Origin of the sequence: Nostoc sp. ATCC 53789 (assembly GCF_009873495.1) — a bacterium.
GTDB lineage: Bacteria > Cyanobacteriota > Cyanobacteriia > Cyanobacteriales > Nostocaceae > Nostoc > Nostoc muscorum_A.
The window spans coordinates 7123629-7145055 of sequence record NZ_CP046703.1 but is presented as its reverse complement, the minus strand read 5'-3'; the positions used below and the strand labels follow the sequence as shown (position 1 = coordinate 7145055).

At 42.3% G+C, this 21427-nt stretch carries 16 protein-coding genes and 2 pseudogenes; 9 read left to right on the top strand and 9 right to left on the bottom strand.

Translation table 11 applies throughout. The annotated features are described in order from the left end of the window. Positions 1–1134: 1134 nt before the first annotated feature. Together GJB62_RS38240 and GJB62_RS37665 are read left to right on the top strand one after the other, a co-directional pair. Positions 1135–1221: pseudogene (locus GJB62_RS38240) on the top strand (hypothetical protein); the annotation flags it as partial. Then, a pseudogene (locus GJB62_RS37665) lies at positions 1208–1336 on the top strand (WGxxGxxG family protein); the annotation flags it as partial. The pseudogenes GJB62_RS38240 and GJB62_RS37665, both read left to right, overlap by 14 nt. A gap of 111 nt (positions 1337–1447) precedes the next feature. On the opposite strand, the gene GJB62_RS29505 reads toward GJB62_RS37665, so the two are convergent. Continuing rightward, positions 1448–3511, bottom strand: a complete 2064-nt coding sequence (locus tag GJB62_RS29505; protein ID WP_114080679.1) for an NAD-binding protein — start codon at positions 3509–3511, stop codon at positions 1448–1450. Between the two features lie 278 nt (positions 3512–3789). After that, entirely contained in the window at positions 3790–4563 is a 774-nt protein-coding gene (locus GJB62_RS29500) for a glucosamine-6-phosphate deaminase (RefSeq protein WP_114080680.1), read from the bottom strand. Positions 4564–4758: 195 nt separating this feature from the next. On the opposite strand from GJB62_RS29500, the gene GJB62_RS29495 reads away from it, so the two are divergent. After that, on the top strand, positions 4759–5445 hold the full coding sequence (locus GJB62_RS29495) for an HAD-IA family hydrolase (protein WP_114080681.1): 687 nt from the start codon (positions 4759–4761) through the stop codon (positions 5443–5445). Between the two features lie 52 nt (positions 5446–5497). Here the strand turns inward: GJB62_RS29495 and GJB62_RS29490 are convergent, their stop codons facing one another. Both GJB62_RS29490 and GJB62_RS29485 read right to left on the bottom strand, forming a co-directional pair. Next, positions 5498–6124, bottom strand: coding sequence for a PadR family transcriptional regulator (locus GJB62_RS29490; protein WP_114080682.1), 627 nt, complete (start codon positions 6122–6124; stop codon positions 5498–5500). Positions 6125–6453: 329 nt separating this feature from the next. Then, positions 6454–7389: an AraC family transcriptional regulator gene (locus GJB62_RS29485; protein WP_114080684.1), complete on the bottom strand. Its 936-nt coding sequence runs from the start codon at positions 7387–7389 to the stop codon at positions 6454–6456. Between the two features lie 162 nt (positions 7390–7551). Between GJB62_RS29485 and GJB62_RS29480 the strand changes: the two genes are divergently transcribed. After that, the gene (locus GJB62_RS29480; RefSeq protein WP_114080685.1) at positions 7552–8286 is read left to right on the top strand and encodes an SDR family oxidoreductase; all 735 of its coding nucleotides are present in this window, start codon (positions 7552–7554) and stop codon (positions 8284–8286) included. Positions 8287–8651: 365 nt separating this feature from the next. Then, positions 8652–9131 carry a helix-turn-helix domain-containing protein gene (locus GJB62_RS29475; RefSeq protein WP_114080686.1) on the top strand — a complete coding sequence of 160 codons (480 nt, stop codon included), beginning with the start codon at positions 8652–8654 and terminating at the stop codon, positions 9129–9131. A 186-nt stretch (positions 9132–9317) separates the two neighbouring features. Here GJB62_RS29475 and gatA read toward each other — a convergent pair whose 3' ends face one another. Further along, a complete protein-coding gene (gatA, locus tag GJB62_RS29470) occupies positions 9318–10778 on the bottom strand; it encodes an Asp-tRNA(Asn)/Glu-tRNA(Gln) amidotransferase subunit GatA (protein ID WP_114080687.1) in 1461 nt (486 codons plus the stop codon). Positions 10779–11309: 531 nt separating this feature from the next. Between gatA and GJB62_RS29465 the strand changes: the two genes are divergently transcribed. The 3 genes from GJB62_RS29465 to GJB62_RS29455 all read left to right on the top strand — a co-directional run bounded on the left by GJB62_RS29465 (position 11310) and on the right by GJB62_RS29455 (position 14900). Next, positions 11310–11486, top strand: a complete 177-nt coding sequence (locus GJB62_RS29465) for a hypothetical protein (RefSeq protein ID WP_159402606.1) — start codon at positions 11310–11312, stop codon at positions 11484–11486. Positions 11487–11661: 175 nt separating this feature from the next. Next, complete coding sequence (locus GJB62_RS29460; RefSeq protein ID WP_114080688.1) at positions 11662–14556, top strand: glycerol-3-phosphate acyltransferase; 2895 nt, start codon at positions 11662–11664, stop codon at positions 14554–14556. Then, positions 14553–14900: a cupin domain-containing protein gene (locus GJB62_RS29455; RefSeq protein WP_114080689.1), complete on the top strand. Its 348-nt coding sequence runs from the start codon at positions 14553–14555 to the stop codon at positions 14898–14900. The genes GJB62_RS29460 and GJB62_RS29455 overlap by 4 nt, the downstream gene beginning before the upstream one ends. A 98-nt stretch (positions 14901–14998) precedes the next feature. On the opposite strand, the gene GJB62_RS29450 is transcribed toward GJB62_RS29455, so the two are convergent. From GJB62_RS29450 to GJB62_RS29435, 4 genes are all read right to left on the bottom strand, one after another. After that, positions 14999–15355 carry a hypothetical protein gene (locus GJB62_RS29450; RefSeq protein ID WP_114080690.1) on the bottom strand — a complete coding sequence of 119 codons (357 nt, stop codon included), beginning with the start codon at positions 15353–15355 and terminating at the stop codon, positions 14999–15001. A gap of 642 nt (positions 15356–15997) precedes the next feature. After that, complete coding sequence (locus GJB62_RS29445; protein ID WP_114080691.1) at positions 15998–16303, bottom strand: hypothetical protein; 306 nt, start codon at positions 16301–16303, stop codon at positions 15998–16000. Positions 16304–16574: 271 nt separating this feature from the next. Then, a complete protein-coding gene (locus tag GJB62_RS29440) occupies positions 16575–18803 on the bottom strand; it encodes an adenylate/guanylate cyclase domain-containing protein (protein WP_114080692.1) in 2229 nt (742 codons plus the stop codon). A gap of 5 nt (positions 18804–18808) precedes the next feature. Continuing rightward, positions 18809–19639, bottom strand: coding sequence for a DUF928 domain-containing protein (locus GJB62_RS29435; RefSeq protein ID WP_114080693.1), 831 nt, complete (start codon positions 19637–19639; stop codon positions 18809–18811). A 349-nt stretch (positions 19640–19988) separates the two neighbouring features. On the opposite strand from GJB62_RS29435, the gene aroA reads away from it, so the two are divergent. Continuing rightward, positions 19989–21269 carry a 3-phosphoshikimate 1-carboxyvinyltransferase gene (gene aroA / locus GJB62_RS29430; RefSeq protein ID WP_114080694.1) on the top strand — a complete coding sequence of 427 codons (1281 nt, stop codon included), beginning with the start codon at positions 19989–19991 and terminating at the stop codon, positions 21267–21269. Positions 21270–21427 lie beyond the last annotated feature (158 nt).

The following is a 21427-nucleotide window of genomic DNA, read 5'->3' as shown; positions in this document are numbered from 1 at the left end:
GAAGTTTATGCTTAAAGATTTGATTTTTTGTATAAAAGAAGCAGCTTTATACTTTCTATTCAAAAAATCTCGAACACCTCAAGATCCTTCTGAATGTTTTGTGAACCCTGCCTGTGGATGTGCTAATCCAGGGAAATATATCCAGTGTGAAGATTGTGATTATCTTGAGTCGTGCTTATCGGATTGTAAGCTGCAAAACGTTTCGTTATTTTCATGTTCACAGACTAAATTTAATTAATGTAAAAGTAATGCCTGCGATAGAAGTAGGTTTAGTCCTATGGTAGAAGTGCGGCAAAAAACTAGCTGTTATATTAATTAGGAATGAGAAAATAATTCATAATAAGTAATTAAAAAGTAGAACGCAAGTGAATATAAATGTTTTTACATCAGTAAGATTAATTTTTATTACTTGTTTTTTTGTGAGCAAGCGACTTTGCTAGTAGCTTCTTAATCATAAATAAGTAATTACTGATTATGAATTAGTTTGAATCTGACGAATATTTATGTGTTATGGGAGCTTCAAATGCTTTCAACTTTTCCAACACAAACTAAGAGGTTGTTTGAAAAGTGTTTTACTGTGAATTTAGGCACTTTGAGATCCCCCCTAACCCCCCTTAAAAAAAGGGGGAACCGGAATCAAAGTCCCCCTTTCTAAAAGGGATTTAGGAGAATCTAGAACTTTTGATACCGACAAGAAGACTTTTCAAACATCCTCTAAGTGAAAAACTTCTACATCTATCTTGATTGTCAAAAGTTACTTAACTTAGCACTGGATTAAGTAGGAAATATCAGTTTTGAACATCAATCAACCACACAAATCTAAAACATAAACGGAACTATGACCATGAAGCCTTTTGATTTCTCTAAAACTGTTCTAGCTACTGTCTTTGCCATCAGTTTCGCTTCTGTATCTTTACCTCCTTCTGTTTTTGCCCAAAGTGGAGGCTCAGGTAGTGGAGGTTCTAGTAGTGGCAGTAGTTCAGGGACTGGAACTACAGGTACTGGCTCAGGGACTGGAACTACAGGCACTGGCTCAGGTTCTGGTTTAGGTACTGGAACTACAGGTACTGATACCACAGGTACTGGAACTACGGGTACTGGCTCAGGTTCTGATACCACAGGAACTGGTACAACAGGTACTAGCTCAGGTACTGACACTACAGGTACTAACAGGAATGCAGGTGTTACAACTTCCGAAAGAACTAGCGATCGCGGTTTCGATTGGGGTTGGCTAGGTTTACTTGGTCTAGCCGGTTTAGCAGGTCTGGCTCGTAATCGTGATAAAGTCCGGGCTTATAGCGATCCTAATGAAGTAACGGGTACTCGTTCTAGATAATATTCACCACACTGTAGGAAGCGTACAGCCGTTATTTTTGTCAAGTTCAGGTTAGGTCAGTAGGGGCACAATATATTGATATTGCGCCCTTTTTATTACATCCCAGTTTACTCAAGTCGAACTACTGCCTTGCCCAATGAAGATTACATTTGCCAAAACTTGTATTTTTGTTAGCGATCGCACTAGACGTTGAGCTTGATGTTTATAAAGTGGTATTGGCAATACTCCAGGCAAATTATTCATCCATTGCCTAGCAGTAGCCAAACTACATCCTGTAATCAAAACTATTTCTTCAGCACCATAGATAAGAGCATTTGTAGTCAGAGCTTTCTCGATCTCCACCTGCCAAAGGCGAGGCAGCATTTCACCCCATTCGATTCGCTGCAAACTACTGCTTGTGGCTAAAACAATCAAGCGATCCCCAGCATAGAGCTTAACATCATACCAGGGCATCAAGGAATAATTGTCTCGTCGATATTTATGGTAGAGAATCGGCACAACACTATAGCCAGATGCTATTTCAGATAGAAGCAACCCATTGAGGGTATCACCTTCTTCAATCTTGTATTCCGTCACCATAACTATTTGCTCGCTCAAGTGAAACAAGCTCAAAACATTTTCCCCAAAGGCAGCACAAGCAAAGACTTCCGCAGATAAAGCCGCGCCACATAAAACTTGGGCATAGGGAAACAGAGGGGCGATATTATCACTAAAATGGCGATCTTGAGAGCGGATAATCAAGCTTGTGGCAGGGTTTATTGTATGAGCCATCAAACCAATTTCCAGATTTTCCATATTATCGTCCCCTACTAAAACGATGCTTTTAGCACGGGAGAGATTCACCTTAACTAGTGCTTCGGTAGCATTGCCAATAATCAGGGGCATATCTGGTAAAGTGCCTGGGTCGAGAGTGGTAGTATGAATTCCTACTAACGGCTGATTGAGTTCTTGCAAAAGAGCAGCAACTTTCTGTCCCAAGCGATTTAAGCCAATAATCACTACATGGTTGCGTTGTGGTATGGGAGGACGAGACTTGAAAAACTGGAATCTGGAAGTGACAAGAGCATCAGTTACCAGTGCATATAATACTCCCACGAAAGCTTGACCTGTCAATGTGAGTCCCAGACTAAAAAACCGCAACCACCAAGGGATATGATCTGAAGGTTCAGATTGCGATCTAAACTCAACACCGCCAAATAAATCTCCATATCCTCCCAAGAGCAACACTGCTGTTGCATAGAAAGCTTCTTGCAGGGTGATGTCAGGATAATACAAGCGGTAAAGAATTATTCCAACGAACCATAGGATAAGTACGGTAATCCCATAAATTGTTGCAATTCGCCGAATTTGATTTTGGCTTTGGTAGTAAGATTGCCAAAATTGTAATATTTTTTGCTTAAGATTCTTCGCTGTGATACTTTGAAGAAACTCTTGCCACTGCCAACTTTGGCGATGAGATTTATTTGTATATTGCTTAGAAAAAGCCAGTTCGTATGCAACATCAATGTAAACGAGTGTGTCTCCTACCTGCACTTCTGCTTCTGGGTTCCATCCAAACAATTCTTTGAGGGGATCGGATGAAACGGTTGTGTGACTCAAAATGCGGCGAGTTGTGAGATTGAGTCTATGTACTGGCTTGCCATTGCACCAGCTATCCTTCGCTTGTACTTGGTGCTTGATTACTTGCAATAGTTGTCCTTCTATGGTAAAGTAACCAATCGCTTCAGAACCGAGAGATGCTAAAGCAAAGGCATGAGCAGAGAGATGGGTAGGCTCAAAGGCAACAAAATTGCCTAGGTTTTCGGACAAAAGTTTGTTGAAATTTTGTTTGTCAGAACGTACAATCAGGCGAACGTGGGGATTAAGTCGCCGTGCTGCAAACGCTGCTTCTATATTTATCCGCTCATTTCTTGTGACTAAAAGTATTGAGCGACATTGCTTTATACCCGCCTGCTCTAAAACACTTGGTTGGCGGCAGTCTCCGATAATTAATTTTTCTAGTAAGCTTGGTACTTCTGGGACTTCCCAATGTTCGAGTTGTACATCGTCAATGGCATTGACTTTAACATCGTATTCTTTTAGGACTGCAACACAATGTTGTCCTAAACTTTGGAGTCCGCATACTAAGAAAAGGTCTTGGGGTTTTTTGGGATTGGTGCTAGGAGGGGGATGCACTTTCTGTTGATAGCAGCATTCAATACTGCTAACAGTACATGTTTGGTAGGATTATATCTTACCTTCGGGTCATGTATCCCTTCACTCGCAAAACTAAAGAGATTTTCTGACTATAGCAATCCTATTTGAGTTGTGAAAAATGTAGATTAGGAAACGAACCGCCAAGGACGCAAAGGGAGGAAAGAAGAAAGAGAGATGTAATTTTTTCACGAATGATTTAGGACTGCTATATGTAAAGGATTATTTCTCAATAATATCCTCCGAGAATTGAGAGAAGTTCAAGAAAGCAAACTAGCAGAATTGACATCCAAAAATAACGTAGCTTGGGATTGTTGACGGAGAATAGAAGCCGGACAATCTGTAGTTATAGCTCCTTGCAACATTTCTTTTACCACATTCGCTTTACGTTTTTCTGGAGCAAGACAGATAATTTTTTTAGCTGAACAAATCGCCGAGATGGTGACAGTAAAAGCATATTGTGGGACAGTTTCTAGATTTGGAAAGTGACCTGTACTTACTTGTTGCTGACGGTTCACTGTATCCAGTTTTACTAGTTTCACACTATAAGGATCTTGAAAATTTGTTACTGCTGGATCGTTAAAAGCCAAATGTCCATTTTCGCCAATCCCAAGACAGCATAAGTCTATTGGTTGTGCTTGCAGAAGTTTGGTGTAGCGATCGCACTCGTTTACTGGTTGCAGTGTATCACCTTCTATATAGTGAAATACTTTAGGAACAACCCGCTTCTCTACACGTTCTCGCATATAGCGCCGGAAACTCGCAGAATGGTCAGCAGTAATTCCCAAATATTCATCTAGATGGAACAGAATAATCCGCGACCAATCTACACCACCCAATGCAATCAAAGCATCGAGAAATTTGAGTTGGGAGTTACCTGTTGCTAACAATACAGCAGCTGTATCCTGTTGTTTGAGAACTTGCTGTAAATGCTTTTGGGCGATTTCGGCAACATCTTCGGCCATTTCGACTTCAGAGTTATAAATCTGCACCAGTAAATCATCAACGCGAAAAGAGTTTGTAGCGGCTAGCATTTGCTTACACAGAAGGTTATCAATTATACGGTAGTTTCTTGAGAAGCTCTACCTGTCTACCTTGACATGGCTTATCCAGTATAGATTTTAGGATTTAGCAGATTAATTTATCGCTTTTTGCGCTGTATAAAGGCAAAAAAACAATGTAAACTATTTAAATTAAGTTAACAATTATTTACATTTTACCAAAAAATCATGCTAGCTGCAATTCTCTTTGACTTAGACGGCACTATTGTCAATACTGACCCTATACACTACCGAGCTTGGCAGGAAATGCTGTTAAATTATGGCATAGAAATTGACGAAACATTTTATAAATCCCGAATTAGTGGGCGACTAAATCCAGAAATTGTTAAGGATATTTTGCCACAATTATCAACAGCAGAAGGGCAGAAATTTGCAGACGAAAAAGAGGCGTTTTTCCGCAAACTCGCCTCGAATCTTAAACCATTGGATGGATTTTCTGAACTACTAGCATGGACAAAGACACATCAATTAAAGCGGGCATTAGTAACTAATGCACCTAGGTTAAATGCAGAATTTATGCTAGAAGTATTAGGAATAAAAGAAGCTTTCCATACAGTTGTTTTAGCGGATGATTGTGTAGCAGGTAAACCTGACCCTGCACCCTACCAAGTCGCCCTGAATAAATTGGCAATTACAGCAGAGGAAGCGATCGCATTAGAAGACTCTCCCTCTGGTATTCGGGCGGCGGTGGGCGCAGATATCCGCACTATTGGCATCGCTTCTACCCATGATCCGCAAGCTTTACAAGAAGTCGGTGCATTTATGGCAATTCCAGATTTTACTGATTTGCAGTTGTGGACATTGCTCAACTCACTCATTGAGCCAGATTTAAGTGCGATCGCTTCTAACCTGTAAACGCAAAATCTGAGAATATTGAGAGTAGAGATGCAAATTTTTGCGTCTTTACTTATTTTTCCGCCAAAATCGCGTAAATTTCTCGTTTAACTTGCTCTAAAAGCTCACGCACCCGGTTTATTCGCTCCACATTGCCACTACGAGCAACCTGCACCACAACAGCAGCTAATTCTGTTGCAGCATTCCGCAACTCAATAAACTCTTGGGGCTTACCTGTCACGAAACTTTTGACGGTATCCCAAGGAGTATCTGAAGTTTCTTGTTGGGCACGTTCTGCCAATAATTTTCTACCTTCATCGGTAATCGTGTAAATGCGTTTGCCACCTTCCTGCGCGCTCTTGAGATAACCCCCTTCTTCCAGCAATTGGAGTGTGGGATACACTGAGCCAGGACTAAGGCGACGGAAACCACCATAACGAGTTTCCATCTCTTTAATCAGGTCGTAACCATGACTAGGATGCTCGGATAACAATTCCAGCAGGATGAACTTGATGTCACCCCGACGAGTCCGATGTTCATCTCCCCAACCACGACCAAACATTTCATTACCAAAGTGTTTGTCATGATCTCTACCATGATGTCTACCATGCCCAAACCAAGACCTGACAAGCAAGAAATCGTCTTCGTTAACTCCTGCCCATGCAGGTGTACCAAAGCGTGAACGAAAGTGTCTAAACATAAATCAATCTCAAATCAACTTTCTCTAATATACGATATATCGGAATATATCGCGATATATCGGAATAGAATTTTGATGAAGATTTTTGAAGTAAGCAATTATGCCAACGTAAAGCTCCCAAAGGGAGAAGACTCGCTCATAGCGCAATACAGTTCAGTTAAGCATTTCTTTCTTCTCTCAGTGCCCTCTGCGCCTCTGTGGTTCGTTAAAAAAATTGACTTTGACAAAGAGTTTTAGCCTTAACTGAACCGTATTGGCTCATAGCGTTGCTATCAATACAGTTCAGATAAGACCAAAACACTTGTAGAGACGGCGATTTATCGCGTCTCTTAGGCTGTGCGTAAACGTTCAATATCCCTTATCGGTGGCGCACCGAACATCCGGGAATATTCGCGGCTGAACTGTGAGGGGCTTTCATAACCCACCTGATAGGCAGCATTCGCCGCATCGGAGTTTTCGGCAAGCATCAGACGACGTGCTTCCAACAGTCTTAATTGCTTTTGATATTGAAGCGGACTCATCGATGTCACTTTTTTGAAATGGTGATGGAAAGATGAAGAAGACATACTTGCCTGCCCAGCTAGCTCCTCAACCCGCATCGGCTTTGTAAAATCAGCCTTGATGAGTTTTATCACCTCGGCGATGCGCTGCATATTGCTGCCAGATGTCGCAATTTGGCGAACAGCTTCGCCCTGTTCACCTATTAAAAGGCGATAATAGATTTCCCGGATAATCATCGGTGCAAGGATCGGGATATCCTGGGGCGTATCCAAAAGCCGTGTCAGTCTCATAGCGCAATCGAGCAACGGTGCATCGATGGTGCTGACAAATAAGCCTCTGACAGAGTTCTTCTTCTCCTCAATCACACTGGTTTGAGCAGTAATAATATCGCAGAGTTGACGTGGATCTAGATTCAGCTTGAATCCTAAATAGGGTTGCTCTGGGGTTGCCTCAACGATAAACGCACTCAATGGCAAATCAACCGAGACTACCAGATATTGAGCTGCGCTATAACGATAGGTTTCTTCACCCAGCAACGCTTCTTTTTTGCCCTGAACAAGGATGGCAAGGATAGGTTCGCAGACACCTTGTAGTGAGGTAGAAGCAGAAGATTCTCGCTGAAATTCCAGCTGCTCAATAGCTGTTTTATGAAAACCGTCCCCTTTGCCATCGGTGTGACGAGTGACTAGTGCTGCCAATTCTTGACATTGATGAGCGATCGCACTTTGGTTTATGACTTGGTTGATGATTTTGATCGTCACAATATTCTTCGATTAATTTAATCATCCTCTTGTAGGCATTGTAGAACATCAATTTGGAGAATTAGGCAATAAAGCGCGAGGTCTGTGTATTCCAAACCTTTGCACTTACTCATACGATGAACACATCCAAAATTTAAATTAACCTCAACAGAGGGAAAAATAACCATGTTAAACGTAGAAAATAAAGTCATTGCGATCACTGGAGCCAGTAGCGGCATTGGTGAAGCCACCGCTAAGTTACTCGCTAAAAACGGTGCAAAAGTCGTTCTAGGGGCACGGCGCACCCAAAAGCTAGAAAAGATTGTCGAGGAGATCCGTAACCAGGGTTACATAGCGGAATTCAAAGCGGTGGATGTTGCGAATCGTGAGGATATGAAAGCGTTCATTCACTTCGCCAAAGATAAGTTTGGTCGTGTCGATGTCATCTTCAACAATGCAGGCGTAATGCCCCTATCGCCGATGAATGCCTTGAAAGTCGAGGAGTGGGACAACATGATTAATGTGAATATCCACGGCGTATTGAATGGTATTGCTGCTGGTTTACCAATCATGGAAGCGCAAGGAGGTGGACAGTTTATCAATACCGCCTCCATCGCTGCACACATGGTAGGGCCTACCAGCGCGGTCTATTCCGCGACAAAATTTGCTGTTTGGGCCATATCCGATGGATTACGTCAAGAATCGAAAAATATTCGCGTGACAATAATATCCCCTGGTGTGGTTGAGACTGAACTCGGCTCTGATATCACAGACGAATCAGCAACAGGCTTCTTGAAAGAACTTCGGAAAATCGCACTGACCCCAGATGCGATCGCTAGAGCCGTATTATATGCTGTATCCCAACCGGATGATGTTGATATCAATGAAGTGATTGTTCGCCCGACGGCAAGCCCATTCTAAGGCTAGGAACGTATGTGAAAGGGAATGTGGGTATTGAAGGCAGGGGGAAGGGTGCAGAGGAGGGGAATTTTCTCCCTGCTCCTTCTCTTGGAGCGATCGCGGCAATTATCCCAGCCCAGAGTAGTAGTTAGAAAATACTTGTATTATAAATTGCAGCTTATTAACTTTTATGCCCTATTTTATTTAGCAAAAAGTATATTTTATAACATAAAATATATCAGTCTCGGCAGCCATAGCATTTTTAAGTCTAGATTTCAACTCTTCTTAAAAAATTCACGAAAATCAAATATCTAGTAAAAATACGTATGCCATTTTAAGTCTTCTCACTATATGAATAGTAGAATTAGCCCATAGAGGAGAAGACAGTGACACTCTTAAACCAAGCTCAAGTAGAGCAGCTAAAGGAAATAACCACACATTTACGACAAGTAAGGCAAGAAAAAGCCATACGCATAGAAGAAATTGCCGCTCAAACACTGATTAGAGCAGGTGTTTTGCACGCTTTAGAAGAAGAACGATTTGAAGAATTACCTGAGCCTATTTTTCTTCAAGGCTTCATCCGTCGCTATGGAGATGCTTTAGGACTGGATGGAAATGCTTTATCACATACTCTTATAAGCAATCCTGTAGTCCGCCAAGACCCCAAGAACGATCATAATAATTCTGACAACAAACCAAATACATACATACCTCTTGTCGTTACCTACATTCTGTTATTAGTAGCTGCATCTGCTGGTCTTTTACATATACTTAATCCACCACAAATTACATCTGAATCTCTGACTCCAGAAGTCAATAATCAACAGTCAATAGTCAGCAATACTAACAAATTGACAGAAAAGTAAGTACGTTGGCGCAATTAAAGCTAGCTGGCAAGGCTGTCATTTGTCCTTTGTCATTGGTCATTAGTAAAGACTTTAAGCCTGTTTACGTTTCGTAACATAATTGGTTTATTTCTGCTAACTTACTTAGAGGAAGTGGCGAGTGAAGGATAAGAATTAATCACCAATGACAAATGACAAATGACAAATTCAAGATATTTGTGGTTTACGCAGATGCCAAGTAGTAGCTTGTTCATAAGCGTAAGCTACCTGAAACAATTGGTCTTCTCGCAGTACATTGCCAATTAGCTGCAATCCTATTGGTAAACCCTGGTCATCAAAACCACATGGCAAACTTAAACTAGGTAAACCAGCAAGATTCACAGGAATAGTCATCAAGTCAGTTAAATACATACTCAAGGGGTCAGTAGTTTTTTCCCCTGCTTTAAATGCTGTAGTGGGAGATGTGGGACAAACTAACACATCAACCAAGCCAAAAGCCTTTTCAAAGTCTTCCTTAATTAAGGTGCGGACTTTTTGCGCTTTCAGGTAATAAGCATCGTAATAGCCAGCAGAAAGGGCATAAGTGCCGATCATAATCCGGCGTTTGACTTCTGTACCAAAACCAGTGGCACGGGTACGAGTATACATTGATAGTAGATTATCGGCATCAGGAGCGCGGTAGCCATATTTAACGCCATCGTAACGAGCCAAGTTTGCTGACGCTTCAGACGGGGCGATAATGTAGTAGGTGGGTAAGCCATAGCGAAAGCGGGGACAGGAAATTATATGAATCTCTGCTCCCAAACTTTGTAATACATCTACTGCTTTGGTAACAGCTTGTTCCACTACAGAATCTAAACCTTCACCAAAAGTTTCTTTAACGATCCCAATTCTTAGCTGACCTCTGGGTTTGAAGTCTGGTTTGAAGCTGGCGGCGTAGTTGGGAATGGCAACTTTGAGGCTGGTAGAGTCTTTGGGATCGTGACCTGCGATCGCACTTAATAATATTGCCGCATCTTCTACTGTGTTTGCAAATGGCCCAATTTGATCCAAAGACGAAGCGTAAGCCACTAAACCATAACGAGAAACCAAACCATAAGTTGGTTTCATCCCCACCACACCGCAGAAAGATGCAGGTTGACGAATTGAACCACCAGTATCAGAACCGAGAGCAACTACACACTCTTGGGATGACACCGCCGCCGCCGAACCCCCCGAAGAACCACCTGGAACTCGTGACAAATCCCAAGGATTAGCCGTGACTTGGTAGGCAGAGTTTTCTGTGGAACTACCCATTGCAAACTCATCTAAGTTGGTTTTGCCTACCATTACCGCCCCAGCATCTGCCAGTTTTTGCGTCGCCGTTGATTCATAAGGCGGCACAAAATTCTCTAGAATTCGGGAGGCGCAAGTGGTAGGAATTCCCTTAGTACATAAATTGTCCTTAATCCCAACAGGAATGCCTGCTAGTATCCCGATTTCTTCCCCGGCAGCAATTTTGGCATCCACAGCACCTGCCTGCTCTAATGCCCGTTCTGCGGTAACACATAAAAAGCTATGTAATTTCGGCTCTAACGCTTCAATGCGCTCTAAAGCTTCTTGGGTAATTTCAACGGCAGAACGTTCTTTTTTAACTAGTTGTTGGTGCAACTCGCGGATGGATGCCATGATTGCTCTCTTTGTGACTCAAGTCATTGATTTTAGTACATATTGACTGAGATTGGGAATGGGAAATGGGGAATGGGGAAGAGGACTTGGGGACAAGGAGAATTGGGGACAAGGGGAAAGACTTGTTTCAAGTTCTCACCCCTTGTCCCGAATGGCACGCTTGTTAATCGCAAAGCCCTGATATAACTTGCTTTTTGAGTGTGGGGAGTGTGGGGAGTGTGGGAAGTGGGGGAAGTGTGGGGAGAAAGAGGAGAAATTGAATAACTGCATATCAACAAATGCTGCATTGCCTCCCACACCTCCCACACCTCCCACACCCTTCCAGCAAGGAGGTTTCAGCTTTTCAAGCGTGCCATTCCCCCTTGTCCCCTTGTCTCCTGTTCTTGCCTACTCCCCACTATTCATAAATAAGACTGATACCTCTCAAGAAATAAGTAATTGTGGGGTTGGAAAAATTGCGAGGCTTAAACAAAATAATATTAGGAATTTAACATCATCCGTAAATAGAGGGACTACAATCAAAACGGACAAATGTTTCATGCTCCAACAAGAGAGGATTACAAAGCTATGTCCGACTTAAATCGAGGAATTATGAAGTTTGAGGGTGCAGATTCCCCAAAAGTAGTCACTATCTCTACCGTGTTGCTTCTGGGATCGATCGCTGCTCTCATCATCTGGGCGCTGCAAGCTGCCTATGCGCTAAACTAAAACCATTAGTAGTCTAGAAGGGCACTGGCAAAAACGGTTTCCGTCGTAGCCAAGTGTCCATTCCATGACTAATAAATAAAAGCGCCCTAATTACCATCAAAAATTTCAGAAAAACTTTAGATTTTAGATTTGAGGTTTTAGATGGAAAATTTAAATCTAAAATCCAAAATCCAGAATGTTTGAACCTTGGGGTGTTTTAGTTATTTTAATTATCTGCCCCCTCTTGGGCGGATTACCCCTGATTGCATGGATAGCTTACTCGCTTACGGGTAAGCAATTATCACAAGTTGGTACACGAAACATTAGTGTATCAGCTGCCTTTTATCACGGTGGTAAGTTTGTCGGAATTCTGGCAGTCTTGTCAGAAGCTTTTAAAGGAATTGCGGCAGTTTTCCTCACCCGTCTTTTCTTCCCAGAGGGATCGTTTTGGGAATTGATTGCCCTGATCGCTCTGGTAATTGGTAGATACTGGATAGGCAGAGGAGCAGGTACAACAAATGTCGTCTGGGGATTTGTCGTACACGATCCCCTGGTGGCAATGTTTGTCTCTTTCTTTGCAGGTATTAGCTTTACAGTTCTGCAATCAAAACAGGCAGTCAAATTTGGGGTTTTGCTTCTCTTTCCACTGTTTGTAGCAATTTTGCATCTAAGCGATATCCCCAGAATGCTTGCTGCTGTGGCTTTAGCTGGTTTAATGGCCTGGATTTATGCAAAAATTCCAGATGATATGAACCTACCAGTTCAAGAGGCACAAACAGAATCGCAAGCGATGTTGGAATTTTTACGGGGCGATCGCGCGATGGTTTCTTTAGATGAAGAGTTAGATGCTGCTATTGTCGGAGAAAAGGCGGCTACATTATCCCAAATTAAGCGTTGGGGCTATCCAGTGCCGAAGGGATGGGTACTAGCGCCAATCGACGATCCAAAAGTGTTGACAGAATTTCTCCAGCCATCAGAATTATCCCCCTTGGTGGTGCGTTCTTCCGCTATTGGCGAAGACTCAGAACAGGCTTCTGCGGCTGGACAATATGAAACAGTTTTAAATGTTACTAGCCCAGAGGCATTACAGCAAGCGATCGCTCAAGTTCAAGCTTCTTACAATCATCCATCTGCTGTGCAGTATCGGCGCGATCGCGGCTCAAGTGATACAGCAATGGCTGTTTTGATTCAACAACAAGTCCAAAGTGTATATTCTGGCGTTGCTTTCAGCCGCGATCCCATTACTCAACAAGGTGATGCAATCATCATTGAAGCCCTTCCAGGGAGTCCAACGCAAATCGTTTCGGGAAAAGTCACACCGGAACAATATCGCGCTTTTGTCGTTGAAACAGAAAAATCTTCCTCTGTGCAATTAGAGGGTGAAGGACGAGTTCCCCAAGCATTAATTAAGCAAGTTGCATATTTAGCTTACCGACTCGAAAAACGTTATCATGGCACTCCTCAAGATATTGAATGGAGTTACGACGGTCAAACGCTTTGGGTGTTGCAATCTCGACCGATCACCACTTTACTACCAATATGGACACGCAAAATCGCTGCTGAAGTGATTCCTGGAGTAATTCACCCCTTAACATGGTCAATTAATCGTCCCTTAACTTGTGGAGTTTGGGGAGACTTTTTTACTCTAGTTTTGGGCGATCGCGCTTTGGGTTTAGATTTTAATGAAACAGCAACTCTGCACTATTCCAGAGCTTATTTTAACGCATCCCTCTTAGGAAATATCTTTCTGCGGATGGGATTACCGCCGGAAAGTCTGGAATTTTTAACCAGAGGAGCAAAATTAAGTAAACCTTCCTTGCAGTCAACCTGGGAGAATTTGCCAGGATTAGGGAGGTTGCTGAAGCGGGAATTAAATTTAGAAAAAGACTTCAAGCAGGATTATCACCAACGGTTTATTCCTGGGTTGTCGCAGTTGGCGCAAGAAAATGTAGATAATTTGGAACCAGCCAAGCTGTTAATCAGAATTGACTTTATTCTGGAGTTGCTGCGCCACGGGACATATTACAGCATTTTAGCCCCCTTAAGTGCTGCCCTCCGACAGGCGATTTTTCGGGTGAAGGATGGCCAAATTGATAATAGCGTGACTCCAGAAGTGGCGGCATTGCGATCGCTCAGTGCAATAGCCACAGATGCCAAGCAAGTATTGCTTGAGTTTGAACCACAGCAGGTATTTGAGCAGTTAAAGCAAACCCCAGAAGGAGAGAAAATCCTGCAAGAATTTGACGAATTGCTTCAGGATTACGGCTATTTAAGTGAAGTGGGAACTGATATCTCCGTTCCCACTTGGCGGGAAAATCCCCAAATGATTAAGCAGATGTTTGTGCAGTTAATGCAGGGGAACGAACCACAAGCAGGCGCTAAAGACGCGATCAATAGCATCTTTGCTGGTAAACGCAAACGTTCTTTTGTCCAACGGCGTGTAGATATTAAAGGGCGAGTTACCGAAGTTTATTCACGATTGTTAGCTGAATTGCGTTGGAGTTTTGTCGCTTTAGAGAAGATTTGGTTAAAATCCGGCTTACTCCAGAAAACAGGAGATATCTTTTTTCTCAACTTTGATGAAGTGCGGCGTTTAGTCGAGGGTGACGATTCTAGGCTGATTGAAGAGTTAGATAAGTTAGTGGAATCGAGGCGATCGCAATTCGTTCAAGATAGCGAGTTCATTCAAATTCCACTTTTAGTTTACGGCAATACACCTCCCCACCCCTTAGCTCCTTCTGCACTCTACTCTGACCAAATTTTACAAGGGATTGGAGCCAGTCACGGGCAAGCTGAAGGCAGGGTGAAGGTGTTGCGAAATTTACAAGACGTGCCGGAGATTGATCGAGATACGATTCTGGTAGTACCTTACACAGATTCCGGCTGGGCCCCTTTGTTATTAAGGGCTGGGGGATTAATTGCCGAAGTTGGTGGACGGCTTTCTCACGGTGCGATCGTGGCTCGTGAATACGGTATTCCTGCTGTGATGGATGTTCGGGGTGCTACATGGCTTTTGCAAGATGGTCAACGGGTAAGGATTGATGGGTCTAGGGGTATTGTGGAATTATCTAACGATTTAAGACCCGAATGATTACCAATTCTCTGAAAGACTTACCAGAAGAATCTGTCTCTCACAATCCCGAAATTAAGAAAAAGGTGATGTTACGCTTCGGCGATTTGCCTCACCTAACTAACTTTTCTCAAGCGCGTTTTGCTCCCGGACAAACCGCACCAGCACACGCGCATCAAGATATGTGCGAAGTATTCTTTGTGGAAGCTGGTTCAGGAGTAATTCATATTGATGGTACAGAATACCCTCTGCTTCCAGGGAATTGCGTAGCGATAGAAGTGGGAGAGGTACATGAAGTTGTCAATAGTGGCTCAACTGAGCTTGTTTTGACCTACTTTGGTTTGCGTGTGGAAAAATCAGCGTAATTATTGGAATATCAAAAGCTTTAGTGAGGGTTCAACAATGTTATGCCCTCACTAAAGCTTGTGGATGTTGCTTAAAACAAAGATAAATTTGTAGAATCTTAATATACCAAAGGTGTTGCGCCGCGCATCTGACGTAAAGAATTTATACAAGCAGGACAATCGCAGCCAAATAAGTCGATTGCCACATTGCTTTCTTCGTCATTGAACTCCAACATAGGAGCGTCTTCTTTAGAAAACTCTATTTCACGCTGGTAGTTAGGAATTTGAGCCAATACAGAAGCCCTGGCACATACTAAACCCACTTTATGTTTATTGCGGATACAAGATAAACGGTCTGTGGTTTGGGTTTCTGATTGTGGTTCTATAGCTTGTGCTTGATTCAGCATTACTCCCATAGAGAGAATGGAGCTAATTAGCACAGGAGAAGAAAGCAAACTCAGTAGGAATTTGTTCATTGATTTTCTTAGAAAACAATTGCGATCGCTCAGGTTATCCGATTAAATCTTACAGTGCAAGTAAAGTCTATCAGGAATATCACTAAGATATCAGCACTGGGGAAGTTCATCTGGATATAATCTGCGGTAAATAGTTAGCCAGTGAAGCATCTGCTTTTTCCGATCTCCGTCTTCTGTTAATCAACGAAAAACTTTAGAGGATGTTTGAAAAGTTCTTAGTGATGTATCAAATCCTTTTAGATCCCCCTAAATCTCCCTTAAAAAGGGGGACTTTGATTCCATTTCCCCCTTTTTTAAGGGGGGTTAGGGGGGATCAATAAGTGCCTAAAATCACAGCCAACTACTTTTCAAACAACCTCTTATATCTATATATTGAAAGGGCTTTTCTTAACTACAGCAATTCTAGTAAATTTAACAAGTTTATCTGGTAGGGGCAATTCATGAATTTCCCCTACCTAAAAACCCGAAAATTTGCCCTTCAAAACTTTTTGGTTTCGAAGGGCAAATGCCAGTTTAAATGCCTTAATCTATAGGGCTTATCTCAATACTTTTGGGATAAACCCAACAATCTCTCTTTTGATCTGGGTAAAGGTAAATTCAAACCTTTTCCCCCAAAAACCGAAAAGTATTGAGGCTTATCTGCTAGCTAAAAAAATCTTTGTGAGCAGCAACCAGCATTTGAGCCTGTCTTAAAACGTTTCCGAATAAATAAATAGGAATCTGCCAAGCTGCAACAGTAACTTCTTTAACTATATCTTGTACACTAATTGCTATTAATTCATGCTCTGGCGGCTCTCCTTCAACTGCACCAGACCAAGTAAAAGCTAATAAAAAATCTTCATCTCCAGGCAAGGATGCAATTAAGCATTCTTCTGGTGTTGGCTGGCAAATAATCCCATATTCGTTTGCAAGTTCTACAAGTCTTTGAAAGTTGTTTATGTTCGTCATTTGTCCTTTGGATGTAATTGAATTTCAGTTTTAGAAAAAATCATATTTTTATCTCCATAACTCAACTTAGTTGCTCTATAGCATAAATTAAAAATTACAAATTATTAAGGAGTTATTGGAGTTGGATCGGGCTTAAGTCCAAAATCTTACCGCGATCGCTTGGTTGCATCAGCAACAATTGCTACTGTTTTAAAAAAATCTGAACTACCTACTTTTTCAGTTAACCTGATTTATATACACCTCCCTTCGTTACCATTTAAATATTGATGCCCTAACCTGACTCAGGCTGACGCAGTGCATTGAGCATTGCCATCGCTTTTGGGGGAACGGCTGTAAACCGAAGCAGAAAAAGATGCTTGTCAACATTAGACTGTTGGATCACCTTGGCATAGATATGTTCTTCTTCTGTAGCCATTTCTGCTTCAATCAATAGCTTGAGTTTGAGATTACTCAATATTTCTAAAGAATCTAACGATCGCAATTGTGCCCCTTTTTCCGAGAGGCTAATCAATGCTCCCAGAAATACTTTGCCCACTGCATATTTTCCCTGCAAAATGGTGTATTTTACAGGTACTTCTTGATTGAGAACGATTATTTCTTCATCATCATCAGGCAAGAATAAATTATATTTACCGCCAATGCCACGAATTTCACAAATTGTCACAGGGTGTCTCATCCCTTTGGGTTCTATTTGTAGTTGTCCAGCAATTTGGAGGTCAATATTGGCATCTTTACAGGTATTTTCAGAAATTAAAATCTGTCCTCCCACTGTATAAGATTCAATTCGAGCAGCCAAATTAACATGACTGCCAATAACTGTGTATTGAGCGCGTTTTTGAGAACCTACATTTCCTGCTACAGCTTCCCCTGTATTCATTCCAATTCCCATTTCGAGGATTGGGAAATTCATTTGCCGATTTTGTTCGTTTACTTGCTGCATTGCCAATTGCATAGCAATAGCACAAGCAATCGCTCTTTGAGAATCATCTATGCGGCTAATTGGCGCACCAAATATCACAAAAATGCCATCACCCATAAACTCATTAATCGTGCCTTTATACTGATTAATCACATCTGTCATTGTTCCCAAATAAAGATTCAAAATCTTTACTACTTCTTCAGGTGGTAATTGTTCGGAAATAGCTGAAAATCCTCTTAAATCAGACACAAGAACCGTAACTTTTCTCCGCTCTCCCCCTAGCTTTAACCCAGAAGGAGTTTCTAGGATATTGGAGACGATTTCATCAGTTAGATAGCGGCCGAGAGTTTTTCGCATCTCGGTAGCGCTTTGAGCAATATACTGAGTAAGTGCGATCGCAGAACCAGCGAATGCCAGCAATGAAGGGACAACAGGAATCCACCAACCAGCCAAAAACGCAAGAAAACTACCACCAATTAAACCGCCACCTGCTAGCAGAACACTAACAGCCATAAGGGTTTTCTGGTTGCTACTGTGGCGTTGTAGCCAACACAAGCTAGCACCAATAATTGACCAAATTAAAATTGATAGCCATTCTAGTGGCTCAGGTAAACACTTAATCAATGGACGACCATCCATTGCCGCACTTAAAATTTGACTAATCAAATTAGCATGAATTGTTATACCCGCCATTCGTTCTGGATCAGTCAAGACATTACTGCTGTAGGGCGTATAGAATAGATCCTTCAAACTCTCAGCAGTAGCTCCAATTAACACCACCTTGTCCCGCATTAAGTCTGGTGGAATGGGTTTATCTTGTACTTCGCCCAGAGAAACTTTAGTAAACTGCTGTATCCGTCCTCGGTAGTTCAACAGAACTTGGTAACTTCCCGCATCTGCTCGGACATAACCCCCATCATTAGCTTCAAAAATCGGGAAAACGCCACGATTTAACTGCAAATAATTAGAGTTAGTTGCTGATGGCTTGGCGGTAATGCCTTCAGGTTTCAAGTACAACAATGCCAGCTTTAACCCAAAGCTTTCCAGAATCTGATCATTATTTAAATTTACGTATAATAGCGATCGCCGAATTTTGCCATCCCCATCTATGGGTAAATCATTTGACCCAATTTGATCGAGTCGCTTTAGTTCTGGAGACGAATCAACTGCCGAACTATCAACAGTATCAGAGACTTTTTGGACTCCAATCAAATTTGGAGTAGATTTAAAGACCTTAAGTAAAGCTTCATGACCAGGATTGACGGGTAAATCACGATAAATATCTAAACCAATCGCTCTGGGTTGTTGCTGTTTGATTTTCTCTAACAAACTGGCAAGTTTTCCATCAGACATAGGCCACTGGCCCTGCTTACGGATATCTGCCTCATTAATTTCAACTATGACGATGCGGGTATCAGGCGATTCTTGTGGACGAAGGAGAAAAAATTGATCTAGTGCTGCCAATTCCAACAATTGCAGTAATCCAGTCAAACGTAGTGCAATCACCAGGGCTGTAATATTGGGAACAGCAAGTAAAACACCACGCCATTGCCAGATTTGCGATTTCAGCTTTGCCCACATAAGATTTAGTGCTGAGTGGGGAATAGGGAGTGGGGAGTTGAGAGTGGGGAGTTGGGAGTTGGAAATTCTACTTTAGCCCCATGCCCTTCTTTCTTAGATGTGCAACAATCGATCAATGGTTCTGAAGCGATCGCACTCAAACCTACAGACTTGAAAAATTGTCTCCAATCCAGCCTCGCTTTAAAATTATTCGGCTCAGTTCGGCGTAGCTGCACCAAACTAGTCAGCGCTTCATGCCAAATCCCAGCTTCTGCATAGATGGTGGGTAACTTGTACACATTTGCCTTTACTAACGCCTCCGACAACGATGAGCCTGGTTGAGTGCGTTCCACCCAACCTTCTACAGTCGGATTGTCGCTGGAGTCTTGAGCATTACAAACAATTGTTAGATACCAGTGATAAGTTTTACCTACAGCAAGTCCGGGGGAACTCTCAGGAAGTTTGAAGCTAATAATTCCAGGTTTATCAGGAAGCGTAAAAGATGTTTCATAAAATACGTCTTGGTCTTCAGCTAGCAGCACAAACTTAGCTGTTTTAACTTTAAATGGAGGTACATACCAGAAAAATGTTGGATGTTGAGCAAATGTCAGTCCTAATTTATCTGGAGGCATTAAGGGAGTTATTAATTTTTTCCCTATTAGGCAAGAGCCGCCACGGGTAGAACCACCAGCACTTGCAGGAGGTTTGCCTCGCTGTGGTGGCTTAAATGCCTGACTAATTTGCCAAGTTTTGTTGGGATGGTACGACTGAGCGTGTACCTGTGCTGTTAAAGCAGAAAGCAAACCCAAAGGTAAGGAAAAGGTTAGAAAATATAGGAATGGTTTAATCCGTTTCATATTGATAATGCCTGAATTCTAAATTATTCAAGTGAATAAATTAAGTATTCCCAAAAGCAAGATCAAATTTTTCACTCAACTACGAACCATTGGAAATTGGTCATGGGTCAATAATTAATAGACATCTTACAAAAGGAACTTTTGCAAGATGTCGGGAAAAGGTTAAAAGGTAAGGGAAATTCCATCTCTTTGCTCCTTTTTTAGTGCTGAGTTAGGAGTCAGAAGTTAGTATTCTTCCCCTGCTTCCCCTGCTCCCTCTGCTCCCCTACCTCTTCCCGCCCCCTCCCCCTTTTGGTCACAATATGGGAATATATAAAGTTGTAGCTAACCGCCTACGTAGAGGTTTAACGTGGATACCATTGCAATTCCTGCTCTAAATCGGCCAGTGGATGCCACGGTAGAAATTCCCGGTTCTAAAAGTCTTACCAATCGGGCGTTGCTTGTGGCTGCTTTGGCACAAGGTGACTCCATTTTAGAAAATGCCTTATTTAGTGAAGACAGTGAGTATTTTGTCAAATGCGTAGAACAATTAGGCATTCCCATTACGTTAAATCCTAATTTGGCTCAGATTCAGGTTGCAGGAAGAGGAGGTGACATCCCAGCTAAACAGGCAGATTTATTTGTGGGTTTGGCAGGTACAGCAGCACGGTTTATCTCGGCGTTGGTAGCACTGGGTAACGGTGAATATCGTCTAGATGGCGTTCCCAGAATGCGAGAACGACCGATGGGTGATATGCTCACGGTGCTGCAAACGGGTGGAGCAACCGTTAACTTTGAGGGGAACTCCGGGTTTATGCCCTACACCGTGTATAGCCAAGGATTCGCTGGCGGAAATTTTCGGTTAAAAGCTAACCAAACAAGTCAGCAACTTTCGGCATTGCTGATGATTGCGCCTTATGCTCAACAGGATACGACCATTGAGGTTGAGGGGACGTTAGTTTCTCAATCTTACGTCAAAATGACCTGTCGTCTGATGGCAGATTTTGGCGTGGAGGTGAATCAAATCGGCGATAATCAATTTCAGATCAAAGCGGGTCAACGTTACCAAGCTCAACATTATACAGTAGAACCCGATGCGTCAAATGCTTCTTACTTTTTCGCAGCCGCCGCCGTTACGGGGGGAAGGGTGCGCGTCAAACATTTGACGAAACAATCGTGTCAGGGTGATATTCTGTGGCTAGATGTTTTAGAACAGATGGGTTGCGAAGTTAAAGATTCGGATGATTACACCGAAGTGACGGGGCCGAAGCAATTGCAAGGCATAGATATTGATATGAATGATATCTCGGATTTGGTGCAAACATTAGCTGCGATCGCGCCTTTTGCCAGTTCACCGATTACCATTCGTAATGTGGAACATATTCGCTATAAGGAAACTGACCGAATTAAAGCTGTTGTCACAGAGTTGCGTCGGCTAGGTGTTCAGGTTGAAGAATTTCCAGATAGACTAAAAATTGAGCCTGGCCCCATTACCCCGGCGGAGATTGAAACCTATCACGATCATCGAATGGCGATGGCTTTTGCTGTCACTGGCTTGAAGGTTCCAGGAATTGTAATTAAAGATCCTGGTTGTACAGCAAAAACTTTTCCAGATTACTTTACTCGATTCTTCAAAATGTTAGAAGAATAATTGAGTAGTATTCTATAGTGACTGTCTTCATTTCGTGTTTGATTTTAGTTGTGGGTTATGACTCATAATAAGTAGTTTGTAGTGGGGACTTCAGTCCCCAAAGCTAGGATTTTAGTCCTGAATACGAACGAAGATTTTTATTTGAAAAGGTTTTTGCT